At 40.3% G+C, this 23042-nt stretch carries 20 protein-coding genes; 10 read left to right on the top strand and 10 right to left on the bottom strand.

Annotation, left to right across the window (positions count from 1 at the left end):
• The first annotated feature begins 94 nt into the window (after window positions 1–94).
• Window positions 95–1366 carry a chloride channel protein gene (locus tag NMK93_RS13635; RefSeq protein WP_254527876.1) on the top strand — a complete coding sequence of 424 codons (1272 nt, stop codon included), beginning with the start codon at window positions 95–97 and terminating at the stop codon, window positions 1364–1366.
• Between the two features lie 788 nt (window positions 1367–2154).
• On the opposite strand, the gene NMK93_RS13640 is transcribed toward NMK93_RS13635, so the two are convergent.
• The 5 genes from NMK93_RS13640 to NMK93_RS13660 form a co-directional block, all read right to left on the bottom strand.
• On the bottom strand, window positions 2155–2754 hold the full coding sequence (locus NMK93_RS13640; RefSeq protein ID WP_254527878.1) for a hypothetical protein: 600 nt from the start codon (window positions 2752–2754) through the stop codon (window positions 2155–2157).
• 6 nt (window positions 2755–2760) lie between these two features.
• On the bottom strand, window positions 2761–3504 hold the full coding sequence (locus tag NMK93_RS13645) for a hypothetical protein (protein WP_185218413.1): 744 nt from the start codon (window positions 3502–3504) through the stop codon (window positions 2761–2763).
• A 161-nt stretch (window positions 3505–3665) separates the two neighbouring features.
• Complete coding sequence (gene pyrF / locus NMK93_RS13650) at window positions 3666–4499, bottom strand: orotidine-5'-phosphate decarboxylase (protein ID WP_254527880.1); 834 nt, start codon at window positions 4497–4499, stop codon at window positions 3666–3668.
• A gap of 6 nt (window positions 4500–4505) precedes the next feature.
• Window positions 4506–5102 (bottom strand): TlpA disulfide reductase family protein, encoded by a 597-nt coding sequence (locus NMK93_RS13655; RefSeq protein WP_254527881.1) that lies wholly within the window; start codon window positions 5100–5102, stop codon window positions 4506–4508.
• Between the two features lie 2 nt (window positions 5103–5104).
• Window positions 5105–5848, bottom strand: a complete 744-nt coding sequence (locus NMK93_RS13660; RefSeq protein WP_185218416.1) for an RluA family pseudouridine synthase — start codon at window positions 5846–5848, stop codon at window positions 5105–5107.
• A 120-nt stretch (window positions 5849–5968) separates the two neighbouring features.
• Between NMK93_RS13660 and panB the strand changes: the two genes are divergently transcribed.
• Window positions 5969–6784 carry a 3-methyl-2-oxobutanoate hydroxymethyltransferase gene (gene panB, locus NMK93_RS13665; protein ID WP_185213655.1) on the top strand — a complete coding sequence of 272 codons (816 nt, stop codon included), beginning with the start codon at window positions 5969–5971 and terminating at the stop codon, window positions 6782–6784.
• A gap of 2 nt (window positions 6785–6786) precedes the next feature.
• Complete coding sequence (locus NMK93_RS13670) at window positions 6787–7389, top strand: hypothetical protein (RefSeq protein ID WP_254527882.1); 603 nt, start codon at window positions 6787–6789, stop codon at window positions 7387–7389.
• On the opposite strand, the gene NMK93_RS13675 is transcribed toward NMK93_RS13670, so the two are convergent.
• The gene (locus tag NMK93_RS13675; RefSeq protein ID WP_254527883.1) at window positions 7386–8675 is read right to left on the bottom strand and encodes a Gfo/Idh/MocA family protein; all 1290 of its coding nucleotides are present in this window, start codon (window positions 8673–8675) and stop codon (window positions 7386–7388) included. The two genes, NMK93_RS13670 and NMK93_RS13675, sit on opposite strands and share 4 nt — an antisense overlap.
• A gap of 133 nt (window positions 8676–8808) precedes the next feature.
• On the opposite strand from NMK93_RS13675, the gene NMK93_RS13680 reads away from it, so the two are divergent.
• Both NMK93_RS13680 and NMK93_RS13685 read left to right on the top strand, forming a co-directional pair.
• Window positions 8809–11700, top strand: a complete 2892-nt coding sequence (locus NMK93_RS13680) for a heavy metal translocating P-type ATPase (protein ID WP_254527884.1) — start codon at window positions 8809–8811, stop codon at window positions 11698–11700.
• 540 nt (window positions 11701–12240) lie between these two features.
• Window positions 12241–12570: a hypothetical protein gene (locus NMK93_RS13685; protein WP_254527885.1), complete on the top strand. Its 330-nt coding sequence runs from the start codon at window positions 12241–12243 to the stop codon at window positions 12568–12570.
• Window positions 12571–12910: 340 nt separating this feature from the next.
• Here NMK93_RS13685 and NMK93_RS13690 read toward each other — a convergent pair whose 3' ends face one another.
• Window positions 12911–14065 carry an MFS transporter gene (locus tag NMK93_RS13690; protein ID WP_254527887.1) on the bottom strand — a complete coding sequence of 385 codons (1155 nt, stop codon included), beginning with the start codon at window positions 14063–14065 and terminating at the stop codon, window positions 12911–12913.
• Between the two features lie 540 nt (window positions 14066–14605).
• On the opposite strand from NMK93_RS13690, the gene NMK93_RS13695 reads away from it, so the two are divergent.
• Window positions 14606–15199, top strand: a complete 594-nt coding sequence (locus NMK93_RS13695) for an outer membrane beta-barrel protein (RefSeq protein ID WP_254527889.1) — start codon at window positions 14606–14608, stop codon at window positions 15197–15199.
• Window positions 15200–15278: 79 nt separating this feature from the next.
• On the opposite strand, the gene NMK93_RS13700 is transcribed toward NMK93_RS13695, so the two are convergent.
• Window positions 15279–15692 carry an NUDIX domain-containing protein gene (locus NMK93_RS13700; protein WP_254527892.1) on the bottom strand — a complete coding sequence of 138 codons (414 nt, stop codon included), beginning with the start codon at window positions 15690–15692 and terminating at the stop codon, window positions 15279–15281.
• A 138-nt stretch (window positions 15693–15830) separates the two neighbouring features.
• Between NMK93_RS13700 and NMK93_RS13705 the strand changes: the two genes are divergently transcribed.
• Both NMK93_RS13705 and NMK93_RS13710 read left to right on the top strand, forming a co-directional pair.
• Window positions 15831–16871, top strand: a complete 1041-nt coding sequence (locus NMK93_RS13705) for a L,D-transpeptidase (protein WP_254527894.1) — start codon at window positions 15831–15833, stop codon at window positions 16869–16871.
• Between the two features lie 69 nt (window positions 16872–16940).
• Window positions 16941–17726: a murein L,D-transpeptidase catalytic domain family protein gene (locus tag NMK93_RS13710; RefSeq protein WP_237219580.1), complete on the top strand. Its 786-nt coding sequence runs from the start codon at window positions 16941–16943 to the stop codon at window positions 17724–17726.
• 466 nt (window positions 17727–18192) lie between these two features.
• Here NMK93_RS13710 and NMK93_RS13715 read toward each other — a convergent pair whose 3' ends face one another.
• Complete coding sequence (locus NMK93_RS13715; RefSeq protein WP_254527895.1) at window positions 18193–20103, bottom strand: class II glutamine amidotransferase; 1911 nt, start codon at window positions 20101–20103, stop codon at window positions 18193–18195.
• A 255-nt stretch (window positions 20104–20358) separates the two neighbouring features.
• A complete protein-coding gene (locus NMK93_RS13720) occupies window positions 20359–20871 on the bottom strand; it encodes a lipocalin-like domain-containing protein (RefSeq protein ID WP_185214270.1) in 513 nt (170 codons plus the stop codon).
• Window positions 20872–21034: 163 nt separating this feature from the next.
• Here NMK93_RS13720 and NMK93_RS13725 point away from each other — a divergent pair, with 163 nt between their 5' ends.
• Together NMK93_RS13725 and NMK93_RS13730 are read left to right on the top strand one after the other, a co-directional pair.
• Window positions 21035–21415: a YchJ family protein gene (locus NMK93_RS13725; protein WP_254527899.1), complete on the top strand. Its 381-nt coding sequence runs from the start codon at window positions 21035–21037 to the stop codon at window positions 21413–21415.
• A 75-nt stretch (window positions 21416–21490) separates the two neighbouring features.
• The gene (locus NMK93_RS13730) at window positions 21491–21823 is read left to right on the top strand and encodes a YegP family protein (RefSeq protein ID WP_185214268.1); all 333 of its coding nucleotides are present in this window, start codon (window positions 21491–21493) and stop codon (window positions 21821–21823) included.
• Window positions 21824–23042: the final 1219 nt, after the last annotated feature.

The following is a 23042-nucleotide window of genomic DNA, read 5'->3' on the forward strand; positions in this document are numbered from 1 at the left end:
AAATAACTTAAATTTGTCGCATTCTCCCACTTGACTCTCGATTTAGGTTCAATTACGCATATTCCCGGCGTCAAGTTTAAATTCACTTTCTAAAATGAATAGAAAAAAAGTCATTCATCAAAATTATTTCAAGCTCTTTGCCATTTCTTTAATAGTGGGTTTACTGAGTTCTATTCTTGCTGTTTCCCTGCGCTATATTACAGAAAAGACCGAACATCATATGTTCAATTTTGTCTCTGAAACCAATCCTTACCTATTCATCATCCTTCCTTCAATTGGTATCACCATCATCTACTTCCTCAGAAAATATGCCTTTCAGGGAAGGAAAAACAAGGGAATGACTGAAATCTATAAAACTTTGGACCTTAGGAAAGACCACTTACCCCTATTTAAGATTCCATCCCACTTCATCAATGGATTCTTGACCGTAATCTTTGGAGGCTCTACGGGAATTGAAGTTTCTACAGTAGTTTCTACGGCAACCATTGGAAATGAAGTGTACAAGAAAAACTTTTCGGCCAAACTCTATAAAAGGGAACTTATCTGTGCAGCTTCGGCAGCAGGGGTTGCCATATTGTTCTCCAGCCCTTTAGCTGGATTGCTCTTCGGTATTGAAGCCATCAGCAGAAAATTCAAACCGACCATTTTGATCAGCTGCCTGGCCTCCACCTTAGTTGCAGCATTATTTATATATGGTTTAGGAAATGAACGGATCATCCCTACGCAGATCGTGGAATGGAAATGGCAGGCTACGCCATTCTTTTTACTCTTAAGCCTTTTAGGAGCCTTGTTCGCTGTAGGATTCACCTTATTGATGATCAGGATCAAGACTTTCTTCGGAAATATCAATAACAACTTTATACGGGTCAACTTAGGCGCTATTACGGTCGGAATTCTAATTTTCTTCTTTCCAGTTCTATTCGGAGATAGCTACCAGGGTTTAAATGAAGTCCTTCATGCAGAAACAAATTCCATGGGTTATTTGTTCCTGCTTGTATTATTGAAACCATTGGCATCCTCCCTTACCTTAGGTGCTGGAGGCGACGGAGGGGTATTCGCACCAAGCATTATTGTTGGAGCTTTCTTAGGCCTGCTAGTAGCAATTTTCTGCCAAACTTTCCTTCACATGGAGGTAAGTCCAATCAATTTCGCACTTATAGGTGCCGGATCAGCTCTTTCAGCAGCTATTTATGCGCCCTTTACATCCATCTTCTTGATTTGCAATATTGTGCCTAATGGATACAGCTTAATCATTCCATTGATCGTTTGTTGCTTGGTATCAAAATATTTGGCTTACAAACTCCTACCATACAATGTATACACCTACGACATGTACAAAGAAAATTTAAAGAATTCCTTGGCGTAGTTTAGCTATCCATACAATTGACAGTTAAGTGTTGCTGTCATGTTGAGAAGTAAAAATTTGAGCTAAATTTATTGGAAGGTAATGACAGCAAGTTGTCAATGAAAATTAATTAGCTCTTTTATTTTTTAAATATAGAACCCCTTTCGGGTTTCCATTATTTTAGCTGGCATGGCACATTAGCCTGGAAGTTGCGCAAAAACGATGTTCGATTAATCGAACATCGTTTTTGCATTAGCCCTATATTGTTTACCATCCATGCTAAAATAATTCATCCCCTCTAGGGAGGTATGGCGGATAAAAAAAATCTTCTGGATAATAATTATAGGTCTAAATACCTAGAAACACAGTTCTATCAAATTTGTCATTGGCAGGCACGAAACATCTCGGAACATTAGAATCATTATGGTGTTGGCGAACAGGTCATCCCTCTTCGATGGATGATGATAAGCACGTTGTGGGACATTTACGGACTGATTCTTCACTCACCGTTCAGAATTGGATATTCCTGAGAGGGATTCAGAGTGAAACGAAGAATCTATTTTTTATTTTATTTAGAGTTGTTTGTCATTCCGCTATCGTAAGATGAGGAAACTATTTTTTATTGCTTTATTCCCATAAAGGGGAAATACTGAAAAATATTTCACCCCCGCTAGGGATTATCCCTTAATCGCTCTGCCCTTCTACAAAGATCCCACCCCTGCTGGCGAATTTATACATCTCAATACTCATATCTCACATCTCAAATCCAAATAACAGAAAAGGGGCAAATTTCATTTGCCCCTTTTCTGTTATTTAAACAGCTTAAATATCTTACTGCCAAAATTCTTATCGACGGTGATATAGGATGGATAATAAATATTCTGTCCTGCGATACGGATAGAAGGTTTGATCTTAAGGACCATAAAGCCTTCAGATTTCTTGTTCAGGAGTTCATCGAAAAACTTCTCAAAGCCATTTTCTTTGGCTTTATTAAAGATATTGGCTTTGAATGTCATCGGAACAATGGTGCTTTGCCCTTGGGTCAAACTTACATTCTGATCTACCGTACCCTCAAACAGAGGAGAATTCTGGATCTCAATGACATATTTGAAAGAGTTAAAAGCAGCTTTTTGAGCTTCCGGATTGGTAACTTTCAGATTCACCTTACCTTCTAGAGGAAGTTCCTTGCTGAACAGAGCTACCGCCAATCCTGCAATCGAGGACATATTATAGTTCCCATCCGCTCCCTTGAAAGATTCCAAATTCTTGCCATTGAACTTCACCTGATCAACCGACTCGACATCATATTCGCAGTCCGCCAAAGCCTTGATCTGGGCTTTTTTGTTTACTTGGCAACCAGATAACATCAGGATTGCCAGAACGGATACTATTCCTATTAATTTTCTCATATTCTATTACTTTCTTCCAAAATTATAAATCAAACCAAGTGTAAAAACAGCATTTCCAGGTTTTAAATACTGATTGTCCATCAGACCAATATTCCAACCATTGGTATATTGGATTTGAAACCCTTTATTCAATTCCAACCTCGTAAAGAAAACAGGCTCTATATACACATTCTCTTCAAGCTGTGAGGCAACCCCATTAAGCTCAAATCGATCCATCTTGACACGGCTCAAGCGAATTGCTGTTCCATAGTTTAGAGTCCTCTTCTTGCCAAAAAGATTAATCTTGTTTTTTCTTGTTGACGAAAAATTTGCCTGAACGAAGATTTTGTTGAAGTCAAGGTCTCTTGTTTCCACTGGATCGGCCCCTGTGGTGCTCGCCCTTTTATCAACATCGGTTGTCGCTCCTACGCCATAACCTCCATAGAATTCCAGTACACTTCGCTTAGCTTTTCCAACTACCGTATAATAGCCTAATCCACCTTCATACAGATATTGTTTGAAATCATTATTGTCTGAATGGTAATTGATATAGGAGCCATTTCCGATAATGGCAAGGTGGTCGGTAAATGCAACACCTAGGTTGCCGCTTAGGTTCCCCTTAGGGTTAACATGTGCCGCAATATACCCTTCTCCTTTGTTATTAAACATCGGTGTTGCTGGAACATTGGGCAAATAAACTGAACTACAACTGCTCAAACAGGCGACCCCTGCAAGCAAACCCCACAAATGGGATGACTTTACTTTATTCATAAAACTCATTATCCCTGCATCTCCACAAATTATTATGCCAAAGATTCAGAATTTAAAAAAACTTTCATGTTTTCGCCGAAATTCAAACGATCATGAAAGTTTTTATAGCCTTTTGAGAAAAGACTGCACTATATTAATTTTATTTTTTAATTCAGATAAACCTAGATAACTCCATGGATTTCAAGTTGCTCTTGCATTTCTTTCTGCAATAGCACAGCCTCCTCACGAGCTTTCTCAGCAAAGTTTCTACCTTTAGAAGCGTAGATAATTCCACGGGTACTATTGACCAAAAGTCCACAGTCTTTATTCATTCCATACTGGCACACATCAGCCAATGATCCACCTTGCGCTCCAACACCTGGAACCAACAGGAAATGATCGGGAGCATGCTCTCTAATTTTAGTGAATGCTTCCCCACGTGTAGCTCCAACAACATACATCAGATTCTCCGAACTCCCCCAAGTATTTACCTTGTCGATGACTTCTTCAAACAATTGCTTTCCCTCTACATTCTGGAAATTCTGAAAGTCCAAACTACCTTGATTGGAGGTCAATGCCAGTACAATTGCCCACTTACCCTCAAAATCAAGAAATGAAGTAACCGAATCCTCTCCCATATAAGGAGCAATGGTAATGGAATCAAAATTCAACCCCGAAGATTCCGGATTGAAAAAAGCCTGCGCATACATCTTGGAGGTATTGCCAATATCGCCCCTCTTGGCATCTGCAATACTGAAACAATCCTTTGGCAAGATCTCACAGGTCTTACGCAGGGATTCCCAACCTCTCACGCCATAACTCTCATAAAAAGCAATATTCGGTTTATAAGCTACACAAAGATCTGCAGTGGCTTCAACGATAGCTTTATTGAATGAAAAAATTGGATCTTCCTCATCTAAGAGATGTTCTGGAATTTTCGTGATATCGGTATCCAATCCTACACATAAAAAGCTTTTCTTTCTTTTAATATTGTCTATTAGCTCTTTCTTGGTCATTATATATTACTGATTTATTAATGAGATCATGAAATCCTCAAACTCCTTGGTTGAATAGTCTGCCATGCCCTTATGGTCAAAAGCAAGGGCTCCCTGTTTATTCAGCACAACCGTGGAAGGAATAGATCCACTTAACCAAGTTGTTGGTATCTCACTTTCAGGATAAAATATGGGCATATTCAACTTCTCCTTTTCCATAAACGCCTTCGCACCATCTGCATTATGCTCAATCTCTACTAGCATAAACACAACCTTATCATTATCCTTATACTTATCATATAGTTTTTGGATAGATGGCATTTCGGCACGGCAAGGACCACACCAAGTTGCCCAGAAATTGATAAAGACTACTTTCCCCTGGAGTTCATGGGTTTGGATCCTTTTTCCGGTATCATCGGATAGAGTTACTGTTTCCGTCATCACCATTGGGGTTGCGGAAGGCTCTGCAGCCGTTTGTTTTGGGATTGAGGGATTAAAAAGACCTATTTTCATTAATCCTCTTTGAATTGCTGTTCTGGTCGTTGGTGTCAATACCAATATTGCCAAAACAATAATAAGGACCCAGGATAAAATATTTTTTGTGTTGTTTTTCTTTTCGGCCATGATTATGAATCAAATTTCTCCAACTGTTTCAACAAAGTAGCAAAATCTTTCGGATATTCTGCCTCAAATGCATATTCTTTACCATCCAAAGTAAACTTAACCGCCTTGGAATGCAGAGCAAAGCGCTTCATGATCGGCAATTCTTCTTGATCCTTAGAAAGTGTAAATCCTCTTTTCTTGATTTGGGAAAGATATACAGGTTTCCCACGGTACATCGCATCGCCTACGATGGCAGCATGCTGGGTAGCAAGATGGATACGGATTTGGTGCATCCTACCAGTAATCGGCTTACACTCCACTAAAGTAAAATGTTTGAAATATTGGATACTGTTGAAAATTGTCTCTGCAGGTTTCCCATTATAGCGATCAATGGTCACATTCTTATTTCCTTGGTTCAGGATCGGTAAGTCCACCAGAAGATCTTCAAAAACATGGGTCCCTCCAATAATGGCATGATAGGTTTTATCGACCCTACGTTTTTCGAATTCTATTGACATGAGCCTATAGGTTTCTGGATTTTTCGCAATCAGGAGAACACCGGAAGTATCCTTGTCCAATCGGTGACAGACCTGTGCGTCTGGAAAATAGTTTTTCGCCAAGCGAAGGATATTCACCTCATCACCTCCCCTTGCATCCAATGAGGCCACAAAGGGAGGTTTATTGATAACAATGAGGTTGTCATCCTCGTGTATGATCAGTTCGTTGAATTTCGGATATTTAAATAGATTTTTCTCTTGTTGAGCCATAACCGCAAAAATAAGAATTATTGCTAATTTTCTATAATTCAGCGTAGTTTAAGCAATAGGTTAACATTCAGGTTGATACTCCTACAAAAATGCCTACTTTTGCAATAAAAGCAATCTAACATGTCAGTAAATAAAGTAATCAAGCGAATTACAACATCTATTATTCGCGATATGAAAAACAGAGGGGAGAAAATCAGTATGCTTACTTCTTATGATTATTCAACCGCAAGAATCTTAGATGATGCCGGTGTTGATATTCTGTTGGTAGGCGATTCTGCTGCCAATGTTTTCGCAGGTTTTGAAACCACACTGCCTATTACGCTTGACAATATGATCTATCATGCTTCAGCGGTAGCTAGAGCAGCTAAACGCTCCATGGTCATCGCCGATCTTCCTTTCGGTGAATATCAAGGTGCTACTGAAGATGCTTACAAAGCAGCGGTCAGGATGATGAAAGAATCCGGCGTACATGCCATCAAATTAGAAGGTGGAACTGAAATCATTGACAACATCAAGAAAATCGTACAATCTGGAATTCCGGTTTGTGGACACTTAGGCTTGACCCCTCAATCCATCTATAAATTTGGTGATTTTGGTGTTCGTGCTAAAGAAGATGCTGAAGCCGCGAAATTAAAGGAAGATGCCTTAGCCCTTCAAGAAGCAGGATGTTTTGCCGTTGTTCTGGAAAAGATTCCTGCAGCTTTAGCAGGCGAAGTTTCTAAAATGTTGGACATCCCGACCATAGGAATTGGAGCAGGTAATCTTTGCGATGGCCAAGTATTGGTTGTTAATGATATGCTGGGTATTACGCAAGAGTTTAAACCTAAATTCTTGAGACAATACCTAAACTTAAATGAAGAGATCAACAAAGCCGTGAAGCAATACGTGGCTGACGTGAAAGCGCAAGAATACCCTAACGAATCTGAACAATATTAATCATGAACAAAATCCTTCTTATTGTAATCCTTGTCGGTATATTGATTTACTTTCTGTCGCGAAGAGTGATGATGAAGGGCAAATCTACTGCTGTTCAAAAAAGCAATAAGCAAGGCTTTTTTCTTGTGGAAAGTGGCGCGCCCATTATCCAAAGGACCATCAAGAACACCCTGTTCAGTGTAGGTATAGGGGTTGTACTCTTTATTATCACGATCGTATTGGCCATGAAGGTCAAGATTATCCTTTTCATGCTTCCGATCAGTCTCTATCTCATGAGCCAACTATTTCTCTTGAACAATCAATTGAAATATGCCAAGGATCAAAGGATCTGGTTCAATCCAAATACCAATGATGTGATGATTGAATGGCTAAGTGGAAATAAAGTTTCTTTTAATCTGCTGAAGGATGTTCAGCAAGTTCGTGCGGTTAAATCTGTTCAGAAGAACAATCAAATATTATTTGGTTATTATGAACTCAGCGTTCATAATAACCAAGTTTTTGTGCCCTTTATTTTGGAAGATAATCAGATGAATACACGTTTCTTCAAAACCTTGAAAGAAAATTATTCCATCAATCCTAAATCTTCCTTATACCCCATCATTTAAACCTGAGGCAACTTAAAGCCATTATGGTAGCCCGCTGCCAATAATTTATTGGCTTCAGCTTCTTTAAATCGTTGTTTTTCCTTCTCCCAATAGATCTTTTTCCCTGTTCTATAGGCAATGTTTCCCATTTGGGAGAATTTAGCAATATGACTTCCTACCTCTAGGGGAGCATTTAAAATATTTCCATTTTTGGTCCGGATGGCTTCCACAAAATTCTGCATGTGCAAATCCAGTCCATTGTCTACTTTCTTCTGATAGGGAACAGCCTCCATCCTATCCATCTCTGGAATCACTTCCCAGCCATTTCTATCCAATACCAAAGTGCCATTGTTACCTATAAAGGCAATACCGTGTTCACGACTATATGGACCTCCTGAAATACTGGTTGCATGTTCCCATTGGATATTGAATCCATCAAATTCATAGACAGTAGTCAAGGTGTCAGGGGTATCACCTGCATCATCAGGATAAGCAAATTTACCTCCTGCTGCCATGATGGAATTCGGATCTGAAACCTTCATCCCCAATAGCGCATAATCCAATAGATGGACTCCCCAGTCGGTCATCAGACCACCTGCGTAATCCCAGTACCACCTAAAATTATAGTGGAAACGATTCGGATTGAATGGTCTTGTCTTAGCGGGACCTAACCAAGATTTATAATCAACACCTGCTGGAACTGGTCCATCAGGCTCAACTGGAACACGCTTTTTCCAACCTAAGTAAGCCCAAGCTTTTACTAAGCGAACCTTCCCTAATTTCCCTGAGTGCACAAATTCAATGGCATCCTTAAAGTGCTTCTGCGATCGTTGCCACTGTCCTACCTGCACAATGCTGTTATACTTTTCTTTCGCTGCTAGCATGGCATTACACTCCACAATGGAATTCCCAATGGGTTTCTCCACATAAACTGCCTTACCAGCTTTACAGGCATCCACCAACATCAGGCAATGCCAATGGTCAGGCGTACCGATTATGACAGCATCGACCTCAGGATCTTTCAATAAGGCTTTATAATCTTTATATACCTTAGGTTTTTGACCTAAAGCTTCTAATTGTTTCTGCCTTTCCTGAATCACAGCATCATCCACATCACAGATAGCGGTGCAACTTACATTGGATACTTTTAGGATGGAACTTAAATCTGACCAACCCATCCCCTTGATACCAATAGCGCCAACACGCAGGGTAGATTGTTTTTTCGTCCTACCATATAATGATGTTAGGTGCAAGGCAGGAAATAACAAAGCTGACTTGTAAATAAATTCTCTTCTTGAAATGCTCATTCGTTTTAGGTTTCTATGAATTTACGGATCTTCCTGCAAATTCTACATAATTTTATAACTATTAATGGAAATTATGTAACAATTCTAAACCCAATTCTCCTGAAATTTGTATTCATTAATAACGATCAATAGCATGATGAAGAATCACACATATAAAGTAACAGGTATGACCTGCAATGGCTGTAGGACCAACGTCGAGAAAAAGCTGAATGAGATTCCTGGGATCAAAGCTCAAGTAAGTCTTGAAAAAGCGGAGGCCCAGATACAGGCCGACGAACCTATCCATATTACCGATCTTCAAGATAAGCTCAATGAACTGGGCGGACATTATCAGATCCATCAAGAGGAAAATCTGGACAGTCATGCTCCAACCGAAAAGATATTCTCAGTGACTGGAATGACCTGCAATGGCTGCAGGACTAATGTGGAGAAAAAACTGAATGAAATTCCGGAACTTCAAGCTACCGTAAATCTTGAAAAGGGAGAAGCCCAAATCAAAGCAAAATCTGCCATTTCCACCGAAGAACTACAAAATAAATTGGATGAATTAGGTGGACATTACCATATCCAGGAGAAAGGAAGTGCCCCGCACATGCATCATCAACATTCGCATGAGCCTGAGCTATCTGAAAGTGGAGAATATATCTGCCCAATGTTTTGCGAGGGTAAGGACAAGATTTATCATGAACCTGGCAGATGTCCGGTTTGTAATATGCATTTACGCCCTGTGGAAAAAGTGGACTTCAATGCTCCCTCCCATCAACATCAGGCACAACCGACGGTCAATGCCAACAATGCTGGGAAATACTATTGCCCTATGATGTGTGAAGGGGATAAAGTCTACGATAAGTTTGGTTCTTGTCCAGTTTGTGGAATGAATTTGGAAAAAATTCCTGATACCACCCTTAAAGTGGAATACACCTGCCCCATGCACCCAGAAATCGTTCAGGATCACCCTGGAGATTGCCCAATCTGCGGAATGGAGCTTGTCCCTAATCAGGTTACCGAAGAAGATGACCAACACTATCGGGACCTACTAAAGAAATTCTGGATTTCCGTCGCATGTACAGTGCCTGTATTTATCCTGTCCATGGGCGATATGTTGCCCGGTCAACCGATCAGTCAGGTTATCCCGTATAAAGTCAATGCCTGGTTGCAATTGATCTTGACATTACCTGTAGTTTTCTATACCTGTTGGATGTTCTTCCAACGTGCATGGACCTCTTTCAAGACTTGGAACCTGAATATGTTCAGCCTGATTGGCTTAGGAGCAGCAGCAGCTTTTATTTTTAGTTTATTGGCCTTTTTCTTCCCCCAGATCTTCCCTGAAGAACTAAAGGGGCATCATGGAGAGGTCCACCTGTATTTCGAATCCGTTGTGGTCATCCTTACCTTGGTTTTATTAGGTCAGGTAATGGAAGCCAAAGCCCATTCTAAAACTAATTCTGCCATTAAGGAATTGATCAAATTAAGTCCTGCTGAAGCTATCCTGGTTGAAAATGGAAAAGAAAGGAAAATATCGATCCACGATGTTAAAGTAGGGAATATCTTAAGGGTAAGAGCAGGAGATAAAGTCCCAGTAGACGGAATTGTGACTGAAGGTAATACTTCCATCGACGAAGCCATGATTACCGGAGAGCCTATTCCCGTTGAAAAATCAAAAGACGATCAGGTAATCGGTGGAACCATCAACGGAAACCATGAGATTTTGATCAAAGCGGAAAAGGTGGGTTCTGAAACCCTCCTTTCCCAAATCATTCAGCTGGTAAATAATGCCAGTCGAAGTCAACCTCCTATTCAAAAACTGACCGATAAGGTTTCCAAAATATTTGTCCCTGCCGTTATTGCCATTGCAATCTTGACCTTTATCCTTTGGAACATATCATCTGTCCCCAATAGTACGGCCATGGCTTTTTCAAATATGTTGGCTGTATTGATTGTTGCCTGTCCTTGTGCATTAGGTCTTGCAACGCCTATGTCTGTTATGGTGGGAATTGGAAAAGGAGCAAAAAATGGTATCCTGATCAAAAACTCAGAAGCGCTGGAAAAACTTGAAAAAGCCAATGTGCTGGTTGTGGACAAAACAGGTACTATTACAGAAGGTAAACCTTCCGTATCTGAGGTTACTTCAGAAAACGACAAATTCTCAGAAAATGACATCCTTCAGATTGCAGCATCTGTCAATAAAAACAGTACCCATCCGCTGGCACAGGCCATGACGGATAAGGCCAAAGAAAATGGCTTACAGCTATTAGATGTTGCTCAATTTGAAAACATTTCAGGCAAGGGTGTCAAAGGCCATATATTCCATATGACCGCCTTACTTGGAACACCAAGATTAATGGAAGAACAGCATATCGAGGTCAGCAATGAACAACTCCAAAAGATTGAGGAATTACAGAAAAAGGGAAATTCTGTATCCGTACTTGCCATCGATGGAAAAGTTGCTGGCTTGGTTGCCGCATTTGATGCTTTGAAAAAAAGCAGCATAGAGGTAATCAAGAGATTTATGGACGAGGGTGTTGAAGTCTATATGTTTACTGGTGACAACCAAAATACTGCAGATATCGTTGCGAAAGAGGCAGGTATCGACCATGCGAAAGGCAGTTTATTGCCTGAAGACAAACTAAATGGTATCAAAGAACTGCAAAAGGCTGGTAAAAAGGTGATCATGGTCGGTGATGGAATCAACGATGCTCCAGCTTTAACCCAAGCAGATGTGGGTATTGCCATGGGCACCGGAACAGATGTTGCCATCCAAAGTGCAGAAATCACCTTGATAAAAGGAGATCTTATCGGCGTGCACAAAGCCTTCAAGCTAAGTAAATCCATGCTGAGGAACATCAAGCAAAACCTATTGTTCGCATTTTTATACAATGTCATCGGTATTCCCATTGCAGCCGGTATATTATATCCATCTTTTGGGATTCTGATGTCCCCAATGATCGCAGCTGCAGCCATGAGCTTGAGTTCTGTCTCTGTAATTGTCAATTCATTGAGATTAAATGCAGTGAAATTGGATTAAGAGGAAAGGATTTAGGATCTATGAAAATAAATTCCAGAGGACATTGACATTTCATTTTTTTTCATGCTGTGGCACGAAACATCTCGGAATAAAACAGACCAAATCGATAAACTGGTTGAGGATTACATTGCTGTACTTTCCTGAACCTTCTTTCCTTTTTTTTGTCATGTTGAGGCACGAAACATCTCAGAATAATAAGGGGTTGCACTGGCGTACAGTTCCTGCACCTTCGGTGCAGGATGACACACATTAGTAGTAGAGAACCGTACAGATTCCCCACTAATCGTTCAGAATCAAAATGCATTAAAGAGGGATTCAGAGTGAAACGAAGAATCTATTTTTTATTTTATTTTTTTGAGGTGGTTGTCATCGTAAGATGAGAAAACTATTTCAAGTTAAGTATGGATAGTTCCGAGACCCTTCGGCAAGCCCTCAGGGTGACACAGAAAGGTATAGAAAAACATTTCACCCACGCTGTGGGTTCGCCATTACAAACATTCACCTTCCGGAGGAAGCCCTTTAGCCCCCGGCTCATTTCCAATGGCGGAAAAATGGAAAGAATGCCGTTGCCCTGTGCGATGGGATTGGCCTTGGAATGCTTTCAAAAAATTCTCCATCAAAAGGGAGAATTTTGAAGGAAGATATTCCCGACAACAAGGCATTCTTGTCCATGTGCGGATGACCGTGCGAAAAGCCATCTTAAATGAGCCGAAGCCTTTTGGTTACTTTTGGGCTTCAAAAGTAACGAAGAAAATTGGTATCCGTGAGCTCCTTCGTCGGTTTGGTTACTTTTGGGCTTCAAAAGTAACGAAGATAATTGGCATCCGTGAGCTCCTTCGTCGGTTTGGTTACTTTGGGCTTCAAAAGTAACGAAGAGAATTGGTATCCGTGAGCTCCTTCGTCGGTTTGGTTACTTTTGGGCTTCAAAAGTAACGAAGAGAATTGGTATCTGTGAGCTCCTTCGTCGGTTTGGTTACTTTGGGCTTTAAAAGTAACGAAGAAAATGATTTTAATTCATGTTTGTATGGGGCGGGCGTATTCGATACGCCCCTAACGTATTGGGGACTTTCCTGCGACAAATTGACCCAAATCTTGGTCCATTCTCTCATCCTCGTTGGGTGAGCTCTCCCTGAGCGAAGCCGAAGGGGAGTCGAATCCCAATCCTGGTTCAAAACAATCCTTCAATCGACTATTATTTAGCCCTAAAAATTTAATTCAAATCACCTTTCTTCATTTCATTCACTTTCTTCGCCAGCAGCAGGTGCGAGACCAGCCCCAAGACCGCAAAACTTGCCCCTACTGTACATACTCCTGTCCAACCGGCAAATCCCCAAGCCTGTGCTGCCAGCCATGAACCGAAAGAACCTCCGATAAAGTAGGTCACCATATAAACCGTATTCAACCTACTTGTTGCAGGGGTCTTGATAGCGAAATAATCGGATTGGTTCATGATATGCGAAGATTGCAATCCCAGATCGATCATGACAATGCCGATTACTAAGCCCAAATAGGTATTCCCCATAAAATAGGTAAAGAACCAACTGAAAAGGAGGATAAAAAGTGAAACCGTAATAATTTTATGTCTAGACCAAACTCGATTTAATTTACCAACAAAGGCAGCACCTAAGGCTCCTGCTGCGCCAATCAAGCCAAATGTACCCGCCACGGATGGACCGACCTCAAAGGGTGGCTCTTCCAAGTGAAAGGCCAAAGTGGTAAATACTGCACATAAAGAACCGAAACTAACTGCACCTCTAAATGATGCCAATTGTAGGATAGGTTCTGATTTTGCCAGATTCCAAACAGACTTCATTAAGGAAGAATAATTCCCTTTGAAGTTAGGTTTCATTTCCGGCAACATACGGTACACAAAGATCCATGAAATCAACATCAGGACTGCGGCTCCATAATAAATACTTCGCCAGCCCCAAATATCACCTACAATACCGCCGATAAACCTGGAAAGTAAAATTCCCATCAACAAGCCTGACATCACCATGCCGATATTATGGGACCTATTCTCTTCATTAGATAGGTCCGCAACCATAGGTACAAATAACTGTGGTATAACGGAGGTACATCCTATCAAGAAACTCGCCATGGAAATCATCCATAACTCTTTGGACATGGCCATCCAAAGCAAGGCTAAAAAAACAAATACCAGATCAATAAGTATCAACCTCTTTCTGAACAGCTTATCACCTAATGGAATGATCATCAATAATCCAAAGGCATATCCAAGCTGGGTCAAGACGGTAATCTTACTGATTGTGGATTCAGAAACCTCAAATTCTGATGCCATCTCTGCCAATAAAGGCTGATTATAATAATTATTCGCTACAACAACCCCTGATACGATTGTCATGAGCCATAACAGGGATTTTGAAAGTATAGGATTTCCGCTTTTTTCCATAGATTCTCTTAATATCGTAAATCTAAAGAATCTAGCCTTGGTTTGGATTTAAAACTTAAAATTTATAAATCCTATTTGAGTTACCTTCAATTATTAAAGGAACAGCACCATTCCTTCAGCATATCCCACAGAAACATCTTAGCTGTGACGCCTCAAGCGCTCAGCAAAATCCGAAAAAGGGTCGCTTATGCCTAATTCTTGAGGACCTGACAAACAAAATGATTTTTTGACAGTACAGATTTCCCGAAATCCATGACATTTTGGCTATTATTTTAACTATTATCAGTTGAAGAAATTAGCTATGGTTTGAAGATTGTTTGTTAATTGTCATTAAAAAATCCGGTAAATAATTTAAACTACCTGTATTTCAACACCTTATTGATTAGTTAAAAAAAATAGTTGCTTAAACATCTAATACGTCGATCAAGTTGGTACAGATATTGACTATTTGACCATATATGACAATAAAGTCAAACAATTAATATTGAAATCATGAAAAAATTATTACTTACATTATCTGCTGTAGCAGTATTAGGATTAGCAGCAAATGCACAAACTGAAAAAGGTAAATTTATGCTAGGTGGCCAAGTTACCTACCAAGGTCATTCTATTAAAGATTCAGACACAAAATCAAATGAGTTTAGCATTATCCCTAATGTGGGTTACTTTGTAGCCGATAATATCGCTGTAGGTACTGGTATTGGTTACTCTTGGAATGAACGCCAAAATGGTCCTGACACAAAAAATAACTATTCTTCTTTTGTTGTTGCTCCATTTGGAAGAATGTACAGTAACAATGAAGGTCCTGTAAAATTCTTCGGTCAATTGACTGTTCCTATGTCATGGGGTACTGAAAAATTAAATGGTGATAAAACAAGTACTACAGCAAACTATGGTGTGGAATTAGCTCCTGGTGTGGCTTACTTCCCTACTTCAAACTTAGGTATTGAATTTAAAGTAAAAGGTTTGTTCTACAACAATGGTTCTTCAACTGATGAAGCTACTGATGTAAAATCTACAGTGAATTCATACGGATTGAACGTTAATTCATTAGCTCCAACTGTTGGTGTTACTTTTCACTTTTAATCGATAATAATTATTATAGATAAAGGGATTGCCTAAACGGGCAATCCCTTTATTTTTTACCTACTTTTCTCCAAACGTACTAGTTTTCCATCCAGATGGGCAAGGCAAATTGTTTCAATAGATTGGCCAATTTCACTTCTTCTATCTCGGTTTTTTTTACCCAACGGATTTCCCTAAGTTCCGCATGTGGTTCTATCTTTTCAAATTGATCCACAAATTCACATTGAAAAACATAGCCCCGGACCGTTTTTCCCTTTTCATTGACAGCTTGGGCCTCATGTACGCCTAAGAGCTTACAATGCTGTTCTTCCAAATTAATATGCAATTCTTCGTTCAGTTCCCGGATCAAACTATCCACGGGTCGCTCTTCCGCGTCTATCTTGCCTCCCGGAAGCTGATAATAGCTGGAGCCATTTTTTTGGACGGTCAATAACTCGTCCTGTTTGTTAATGATAACTCCAACGGCAATGGTGATGTAGTTATTTAGCTTCATTTGATGAATTTGAGAATTAATTTCCTAATTTCCGAAATAATGGAATGATTTTTAGTATTCAATAGGTTGATATTGAAGTTAATCCTATTTTTGCATCAAAAATAGATTACAATCCACTAAAAAACACCAAACTAGCGAATGAAACATTACTTTTTCTGGTCCTTACTCTTTGCTTTATTAATCGTCGCATCCTGTAAGAACTCGTCAAAAACCACTAGTGCTGCTGAGAAAAGAAAGCAAGATTCCATAGAGCGCGTTAAAAAAGCTCAAGAAGAAGCGGAAAGAGCAGAAAGGGAAAGACCTCGCACTGCAGCTGACATCAAACTGGAAAAAGATCTACAATACGATAAACACTCTTTAGAGGAAACCTATCCTTACAAGGATACCACCCGCCAATTCCAAATCGAAAAGATCAAGGAAAAATTGGCATTCATTGAAAATTTCCAAAGGGCTCCCCATCAATATGGCGTCCTTCAAAACTATAAAAACCGTAATGGCGAAGCTGCCGTTGTGGAAAACTTTGTCCGTAATGCCTATAAACGGGTTTCCGACACCTTAGGCACCGAAAAATATCAGTCTGCACCGCTATACCAAGCCGAAGACAGTAAAAAACCTTCCATTTACGGCCGTGATGGATCCTTGGTAAGCTTGGAAAGCGCCGACACCCTAAAGATGGTCAAGGTCAATGGTATCTCCTTTGAAGGAACCTGGTTTGTGCCGAAAAGATATGTTAAATCTATCGGTGATTCCCTGAAAATTACCCATGTCAACATTGTAGATGTTACAAACCAAAATATTATGACCGTGGAAAGAACGGGCGAAAATGAATGGAAAATCCGCAGTATGAACCCTGCTACATCGGGTCAGCACAACCCGCCTCACCAGATGGAAACACCGGTTGGAATCTTTATGGTCCAAGAACAAAAACCAAAAATGTTCTATTACGGCGATGGGACGACGACCATTGAAGGATTTGCCCCATATGCGTCCCGATTCACCAATGGAGGCTATATTCACGGTGTTCCGGTGAATAATCCAAAAGGTAAGATCGTGGAGTATTCATGGTCATTGGGTACGACACCAAGGTCACATATGTGTGTCAGAAATGCGTCATCTCATGCCAAGTTTGTTTACGACACGTCAAAACCCTTTAAATCCCTGGTGGTTGTAATAGACTAGAACCGTATTTAACACTTTGATTGTCATATTTTTCCTAGCTTTGTAAAAAGAGACTAGGAAAATGTGCTTATGAATAAACTATTGCTTATTTCATTATGGGCTATTGCGACCTCCACAATGTCTGGAGACCTAAACATCAATCCGCAAGTAAATGCTCCTAAAGAAATCACACAGACAAAAGTAGAAGTAGTAAAAGATCCAGTTAAAGAATTATATGATGAAATGAAACTGCAAGGGATCATTAAATGGGACGCCTTCGAGCAAGCTATGCAAGGTTACCAGCAATTGAACCCGAAGAACAGGAACATCATGACCATCATTGATTTCACCTTGCCTTCAACCGACAAAAGAATGTATGTCCTGGACATGAAAGCCAAAAAGCTTTTATACCACAACATAGTTTCCCATGGAAGAAACAGCGGTGAAAAATTTGCAAAATCTTTTTCTAACAAACACGGATCTTTCCAAAGTTCACTTGGATTCTACTATGCTGAAGAAACCTATTACGGCGGAAATGGATTCTCATTGCGCCTGGATGGACTTGAAAAAGGAATCAATGATCAAGCAAGACCTAGGGCCATCGTGGTTCATGGAGCTGATTATTGCAGTACAGATATCATTAAATCTACCGGTAGATTAGGAAGAAGCTACGGCTGCCCTGCCCTACCTCGCGAATTGACCAAACCGATCATCAATACGATCAAAGGTGGAAGTCTGATGTATATCTATGCCGGAAACAAAGAATATCTGGCCTCTACAAAATTTGTAAAGAAACATCCTTTGGAACCAACCTCTACCCTGATTGCCACTCAGCATGATGAGGAAACAGGTAAATCCAAAACTGTTCTGAATTAAGTATTTAGTACTAAATATTTAGTATTTAGACGGAGGTTCCGATAAAAGATAAAGATCATGGATCCGGTTATTGAAACTGGGGTTCATGATCTTTTTTTTGATTACATATTTAGAAATATGGAATAACGGCAAAATTTGCTAGCTTCGAATTGAAACTATACGTTCTTTTTTGGCAAACAAAACATTCCCCCACCAACAAGGAATTTCAATAATATCTTGAATTCAAAATCAACCTATCAAAAGGCCAATTTTTTGGACAGGATTTTAGCTAAAAGACCTACCTTATTCGAGACATATTCGAGAATCATTCGGGAATTTACTGGATTGAATTGGGAATTGATCCCTAACATATTTTCAATTTTCCGAATGTGTCTCGAACAAGGTCAAACTGAGGTCAAGATAATAGGCACGAAAAAGGCCATGATAAAATCATGACCTTTAAATCTTAATATTTCTATAATCCAGACTAGCTGCTGAAGTATGCTCTTAAGTTCTTACCTTCCATCCAGTTCATGAAGGCACGGTTTACAACCTTGTTACCTCCCGGAGTAGGATAGTTACCAGAGAAGTACCAATCACCTTTGTGGTTTGGACAGGCAATATGCAAGTTATCCAACGTTTGGAAAATTACTTCCAACTCTGCGTTCAGGTTATGAGGTTTCACGATCCTGGAGATCTCTTGCGAGATCTGATCATCGGTAAACGGCTCATAGATTGCCTTTACATAGTTTTCAACCTGATCTTTCGGCATGGTCGTTGAAGCCAAACATTTTTGATAGACCTCATCAATGATGTGGGCCAATCCATTCTTGCGCAATAAGGCGATTGCTGCCTCAAATGCAACGAACTCTGACATCCTGGACATATCGATACCATAACAGTCCGGATAACGGATTTGAGGCGCTGAAGAAACGATTACGATCTTTTTAGGATGTAGACGGTCCAGAATGGTTAGGATACTCTGCTTTAAGGTCGTTCCCCTAACGATAGAGTCATCGATGGCAACGATGGTATCTTCATGGTCATTTACGATACCGTAAGTTGTATCGTAGACATGTTGTACCATATCTTGACGGTCAGCATCTTGCGTGATAAAGGTGCGGAGTTTGGCATCTTTCACGTTCAATTTCTCGAAACGAGGTTTTAGATCCAATACTTCATTCAATTCTTCATCCGAGATTTTATCCGTGCGGTTCAAAAGGGCCTCTTTCTGGCAATCTCTGACATGTTGGTTGATTCCTTCCATCATACCGTAGTAAGATACTTCGGCAGTATTCGGGATGAAAGAGAATACCGTATTCTTGATATCGTTGTTGATACCCTTCAATACTTGGGGGATCAATAATTTACCAAGGGATTTACGTTCTTGGTAGATATCAGCATCTGACCCTCTGGAGAAATAGATTCTCTCAAAGGAACAGGACATCTGTTCTACCGGTTGTCTGAACATTTCTTCAGTTACCGTTCCATCTTTTTTAGCGATCAAGGCATGGCCTGGTTTGATCTCTTTGACAGCAGTCAATGGAATGTTGAAAGCTGTTTGTATTACTGGTCTTTCCGAAGCCACGACCAACACTTCATCGTCTTGGTAGTAGAATGCTGGGCGGATACCTGCAGGATCACGCATAACGAAAGCATCTCCATGACCGAAAATACCGGCGATGGTATAGCCACCATCCCAAGTCTTTGCTGAACGGGTCAATATCTTGGCAACATCGATGTTTTTCGCAATCTGGGCGGAAATCTCAATATTGGAAAAACCGTCCTGCTTGAATTTATCGAAAAGCTTTTGGTTTTCTTCATCTAGGAAGTGACCGATTTTTTCCAGTACCGTAACCGTATCCGCTTGTTCCTTAGGGTGCTGTCCGAGATCGTACAGTTGCTGCAACAGTTCATCCACATTGGTCATGTTGAAGTTACCTGCTACAACGAGATTTCTGGACATCCAGTTATTCTGTCTAAGGAATGGATGACAGCTTTCAATACTGTTTTTACCATGTGTGCCGTAACGCAAATGGCCTAATAACACTTCGCCCGTGAAGCTCACATTGTCTTTCAACCATTGGGTATCCTTGGATTCCTCAGGATAAGCTTTGTTAACCGCAGCGAACTTCTTCTGAACGTATTCGAAGATTTCGGCAACTGCCGAAGACCCCATGGCCCTGTACCTCGAAATATAACGGTTACCAGGCTTGACGTCGAATTTAATCGTCGCAATACCCGCTCCATCTTGGCCTCTATTGTGCTGCTTCTCCATAAGAAGGTACAATTTGTTGATGCCGTAATAGGGCGTACCGTATTTTTCTTGATAATAAGATAGGGGTTTTAGTAGTCGGATTAGTGCGATACCGCACTCGTGTTTTATAGCGTCACTCATATCTTGAATTGATGGCACAAAGGTACGGAATTTTGAAAAAATATCAGATACATCTTAATGTAAAAAATATTTCACTTAAAGATAGACTTCAGACAAGAGACATCAGACACCAGAACGGAAATATCGGATATTACTGTTAAAATAATGTGGAGTTAATTACATTCTATAATCCTGTTGAGGGAAAAAGAATTTTGTATGGTTGGGCGTATCTGATATGCCCTTCCATACAAGACCTTTGGTACTGCGGCTCTCTCCTTATGGGTTTACAACTTTTGGCTTTGTGTATTCGATGAATTTTTCACGTCTTGAAACAAACTCAGCTTTTTCTATGCGTTGCCAAGTCATATAGCTATTGACCATGATACCGTCTGAAAGAATTGGTTCAACGGATTTCAGGTACAGGATATCACCTTCAAAATCGATCTTGCGTTCCTGGAATTGACCTTCCCAATTCGGGAATGAAGATGTTGTAATGGAATATTGAACAATAGCATTGTTATTGTCGATCTTATATGAACCGGCAAAAGCGATAAAACCTTTGACCTGTTCTTGGATTTCCTTTTCGTTCGCTAAATAGCGGTCATCAGAGGCATATTGACTGCGCTCTGAACTTGATATCTGGACTGACATAAAGCCATCAGCTCCATACATTAATAATCCCTTTGGAGATTGGCCCATCGGGAATATTGAATCTGCACCTTTAATAGGTACTTCTATATAGGATAGTAGTTGCCATGTGCCTACTAATTCATTCTTCAATGTTGTCATTTAGGGGTTATTGTTTGCCATTATAACGGCGATTCTTCATTAATAGTTTGTAACATTCCTTATATAGATATTTCTGTGACAAACGAAACATCTGTATATTCGGTAAACAAGTTTTAGACCAACATTGGTTCCTAAAAAAGAAGAAAATCTTAATCCCTTGAATATGAACATGAATTGTTATTGTGGTTCTGGAAATAATTATGAAGATTGTTGCAAAATTGTACATCTTGACCTAAAAAATGCCGAATCTGCCGAGCAGCTGATGCGGGCAAGATATAGTGCTTTCTGCCTATCCTTGGTCGATTTTCTGTATAATTCCTTCCACCCCAACAGCAGAAGGTTCCAGAAAAAGTCCGAAATTGAACAGTGGAGCAAAGAGAATAAATGGGAAGGATTGGAAATCATAAAAGCCACTGAAAACACAGTAGAATTTAGGGCCATTTATGTGGATCCCTTCGGTGAAAAACGGCTGCACCGTGAAAAATCCAGGTTCCAAAAACTGCAGGGGACTTGGTACTATTTGGATGGCAGAATAATTGCCTAAATAATATTATGGTTTTTGAGGGTTTGGAATTTATTGGAAATTAGTAAATTAGTAAATAACTAAATATTTTAAACTATGGGAAAGTTTGTAATTTCAACTAGGAAGAATGGGGAATTCCAGTTCAACCTAAAAGCTGCAAATGGACAGGTCATCCTAAGCAGTGAAGGTTATACCACAAAAGCTGCTTGTGAAAACGGGATACAGTCCGTTAAGAAAAATTCACAAGACAGTTCAAAATTTGACAAGTTAACAGCAAAGAACGGTAAGTTTTACTTCAACCTAAAAGCTGCCAACGGTCAGATCATCGGAACTAGCGAAATGTACGAAAGCGAAGCTGGCCGCAGCAACGGCATCAAATCAATCCAAGAAAACGCTCCTGACGCAAGTATTGACGATACAACAGTTTAATATTCGAAAATATTACCACTATGGAGAGCCACATTGATTGTGGCTTTTTTTGTGGCCAGATGTACGGATGATGTCCATCTCTCCAGCAAAGGAATGAACCGGGGGGATAAAGAGCTTCCTCCGGAAGGATGGATGAATGTTTTGAGAAACAATTGGAAGGGGTGAGATATTTTTCTGCAAATTTCTTCGTTACTTTTGAAGCCCAAAAGTAACCAAACCGACGAAGGAGCTCACGGATACCAAAAACTACTCGAATCCGTAAAGGCTTCGGCTCATTTAAGATGGCTTTTCGCACCATCCACTACACATGGACAAGAATGCCTTGTTGTCGGGAATATCTTTCAAAAGATCCTCCCATCAAAAGGGATGATCTTTTGAAAGCATTCCAAGGCCAATCCCATCGCACAGGGCAACGGCATTCTTTCCATTTTTCCGCCATTGGAAATGAGCCGGGGGCTAAAGGGCTTCCTCCGGAAGGTGAATGTTTGTTAATGGTGAGAACCCCCACCGGGGGTGAAATGTTTTTCTATACCTTTCTGTGTCACCCTGAGGGCTTGCCGAAGGGTCTCGGAACTATCCATACTTAACTTGAAATAGTTTTCTCATCTTACGATTTCGAAATGAAGAATTCTTGCAATAAAGAGAACCCTAGAAGGGTTCAATTATTTTAGTAATCCCATCGCACAGGGCAACGGCATTCTTTCCATTTTTCCGCCATTGGAAATGAGCCGGGGGCTAAAGGGCTTCCTCCGGAAGGTGAAATGTTCCTTTACCCACTGCCAATGCCAAATTCTTGCAATAAAAAGAACCCTAGAAGGGTTCAATTATTTTAGCAATCCCATCGCACAGGGCAACGGCATTCTTTCCATTTTTCCGCCATTGGAAATGAGCCGGAGGCTAAAGGGCTTCCTCCGGAAGGTGAAATGTTCCTTTACCCACTGCCAATGCCAAATTCTTGCAATAAAAAGAACCCTAGAAGGGTTCAATTATTTTAGCAATCCCATCGCACAGGGCAACGGCATTCTTTCCATTTTTCCGCCATTGGAAATGAGCCGGAGGCTAAAAGGCTTCCTCCGGAAGGTGAAATGTTCCTTTACCCACTGCCAATGCCAAATTCTTGCAATAAAAAGAACCCTAGAAGGGTTCAATTATTTTAGCAATCCCATCGCGCAGGGCAACGGCATTCTTTCCATTTTTCCGCCATTGGAAATGAGCCGGA

Origin of the sequence: Sphingobacterium sp. LZ7M1 (assembly GCF_024296865.1) — a bacterium.
Classification (GTDB): domain Bacteria; phylum Bacteroidota; class Bacteroidia; order Sphingobacteriales; family Sphingobacteriaceae; genus Sphingobacterium.

What these genes read in the sequence shown, in the direction of transcription:
- NMK93_RS13675 (WP_254527883.1), bottom strand. Translation starts at nt 8,675, where the DNA reads ATGAGCATTTCAAGAAGAGAATTTATTTACAAGTCAGCTTTGTTATTT.
- NMK93_RS13710 (WP_237219580.1), top strand. Translation starts at nt 16,941, where the DNA reads ATGAATAAACTATTGCTTATTTCATTATGGGCTATTGCGACCTCCACA.
- NMK93_RS13685 (WP_254527885.1), top strand. Translation starts at nt 12,241, where the DNA reads ATGGCGGAAAAATGGAAAGAATGCCGTTGCCCTGTGCGATGGGATTGG.
- NMK93_RS13720 (WP_185214270.1), bottom strand. Translation starts at nt 20,871, where the DNA reads ATGACAACATTGAAGAATGAATTAGTAGGCACATGGCAACTACTATCC.
- NMK93_RS13640 (WP_254527878.1), bottom strand. Translation starts at nt 2,754, where the DNA reads ATGAGAAAATTAATAGGAATAGTATCCGTTCTGGCAATCCTGATGTTA.
- NMK93_RS13635 (WP_254527876.1), top strand. Translation starts at nt 95, where the DNA reads ATGAATAGAAAAAAAGTCATTCATCAAAATTATTTCAAGCTCTTTGCC.
- NMK93_RS13655 (WP_254527881.1), bottom strand. Translation starts at nt 5,102, where the DNA reads ATGGCCGAAAAGAAAAACAACACAAAAAATATTTTATCCTGGGTCCTT.
- pyrF (WP_254527880.1), bottom strand. Translation starts at nt 4,499, where the DNA reads ATGACCAAGAAAGAGCTAATAGACAATATTAAAAGAAAGAAAAGCTTT.
- NMK93_RS13715 (WP_254527895.1), bottom strand. Translation starts at nt 20,103, where the DNA reads ATGAGTGACGCTATAAAACACGAGTGCGGTATCGCACTAATCCGACTA.
- NMK93_RS13660 (WP_185218416.1), bottom strand. Translation starts at nt 5,848, where the DNA reads ATGGCTCAACAAGAGAAAAATCTATTTAAATATCCGAAATTCAACGAA.
- NMK93_RS13680 (WP_254527884.1), top strand. Translation starts at nt 8,809, where the DNA reads ATGATGAAGAATCACACATATAAAGTAACAGGTATGACCTGCAATGGC.
- NMK93_RS13730 (WP_185214268.1), top strand. Translation starts at nt 21,491, where the DNA reads ATGGGAAAGTTTGTAATTTCAACTAGGAAGAATGGGGAATTCCAGTTC.
- NMK93_RS13705 (WP_254527894.1), top strand. Translation starts at nt 15,831, where the DNA reads ATGAAACATTACTTTTTCTGGTCCTTACTCTTTGCTTTATTAATCGTC.
- panB (WP_185213655.1), top strand. Translation starts at nt 5,969, where the DNA reads ATGTCAGTAAATAAAGTAATCAAGCGAATTACAACATCTATTATTCGC.
- NMK93_RS13695 (WP_254527889.1), top strand. Translation starts at nt 14,606, where the DNA reads ATGAAAAAATTATTACTTACATTATCTGCTGTAGCAGTATTAGGATTA.
- NMK93_RS13690 (WP_254527887.1), bottom strand. Translation starts at nt 14,065, where the DNA reads ATGACAATCGTATCAGGGGTTGTTGTAGCGAATAATTATTATAATCAG.
- NMK93_RS13700 (WP_254527892.1), bottom strand. Translation starts at nt 15,692, where the DNA reads ATGAAGCTAAATAACTACATCACCATTGCCGTTGGAGTTATCATTAAC.
- NMK93_RS13670 (WP_254527882.1), top strand. Translation starts at nt 6,787, where the DNA reads ATGAACAAAATCCTTCTTATTGTAATCCTTGTCGGTATATTGATTTAC.
- NMK93_RS13725 (WP_254527899.1), top strand. Translation starts at nt 21,035, where the DNA reads ATGAACATGAATTGTTATTGTGGTTCTGGAAATAATTATGAAGATTGT.
- NMK93_RS13645 (WP_185218413.1), bottom strand. Translation starts at nt 3,504, where the DNA reads ATGAATAAAGTAAAGTCATCCCATTTGTGGGGTTTGCTTGCAGGGGTC.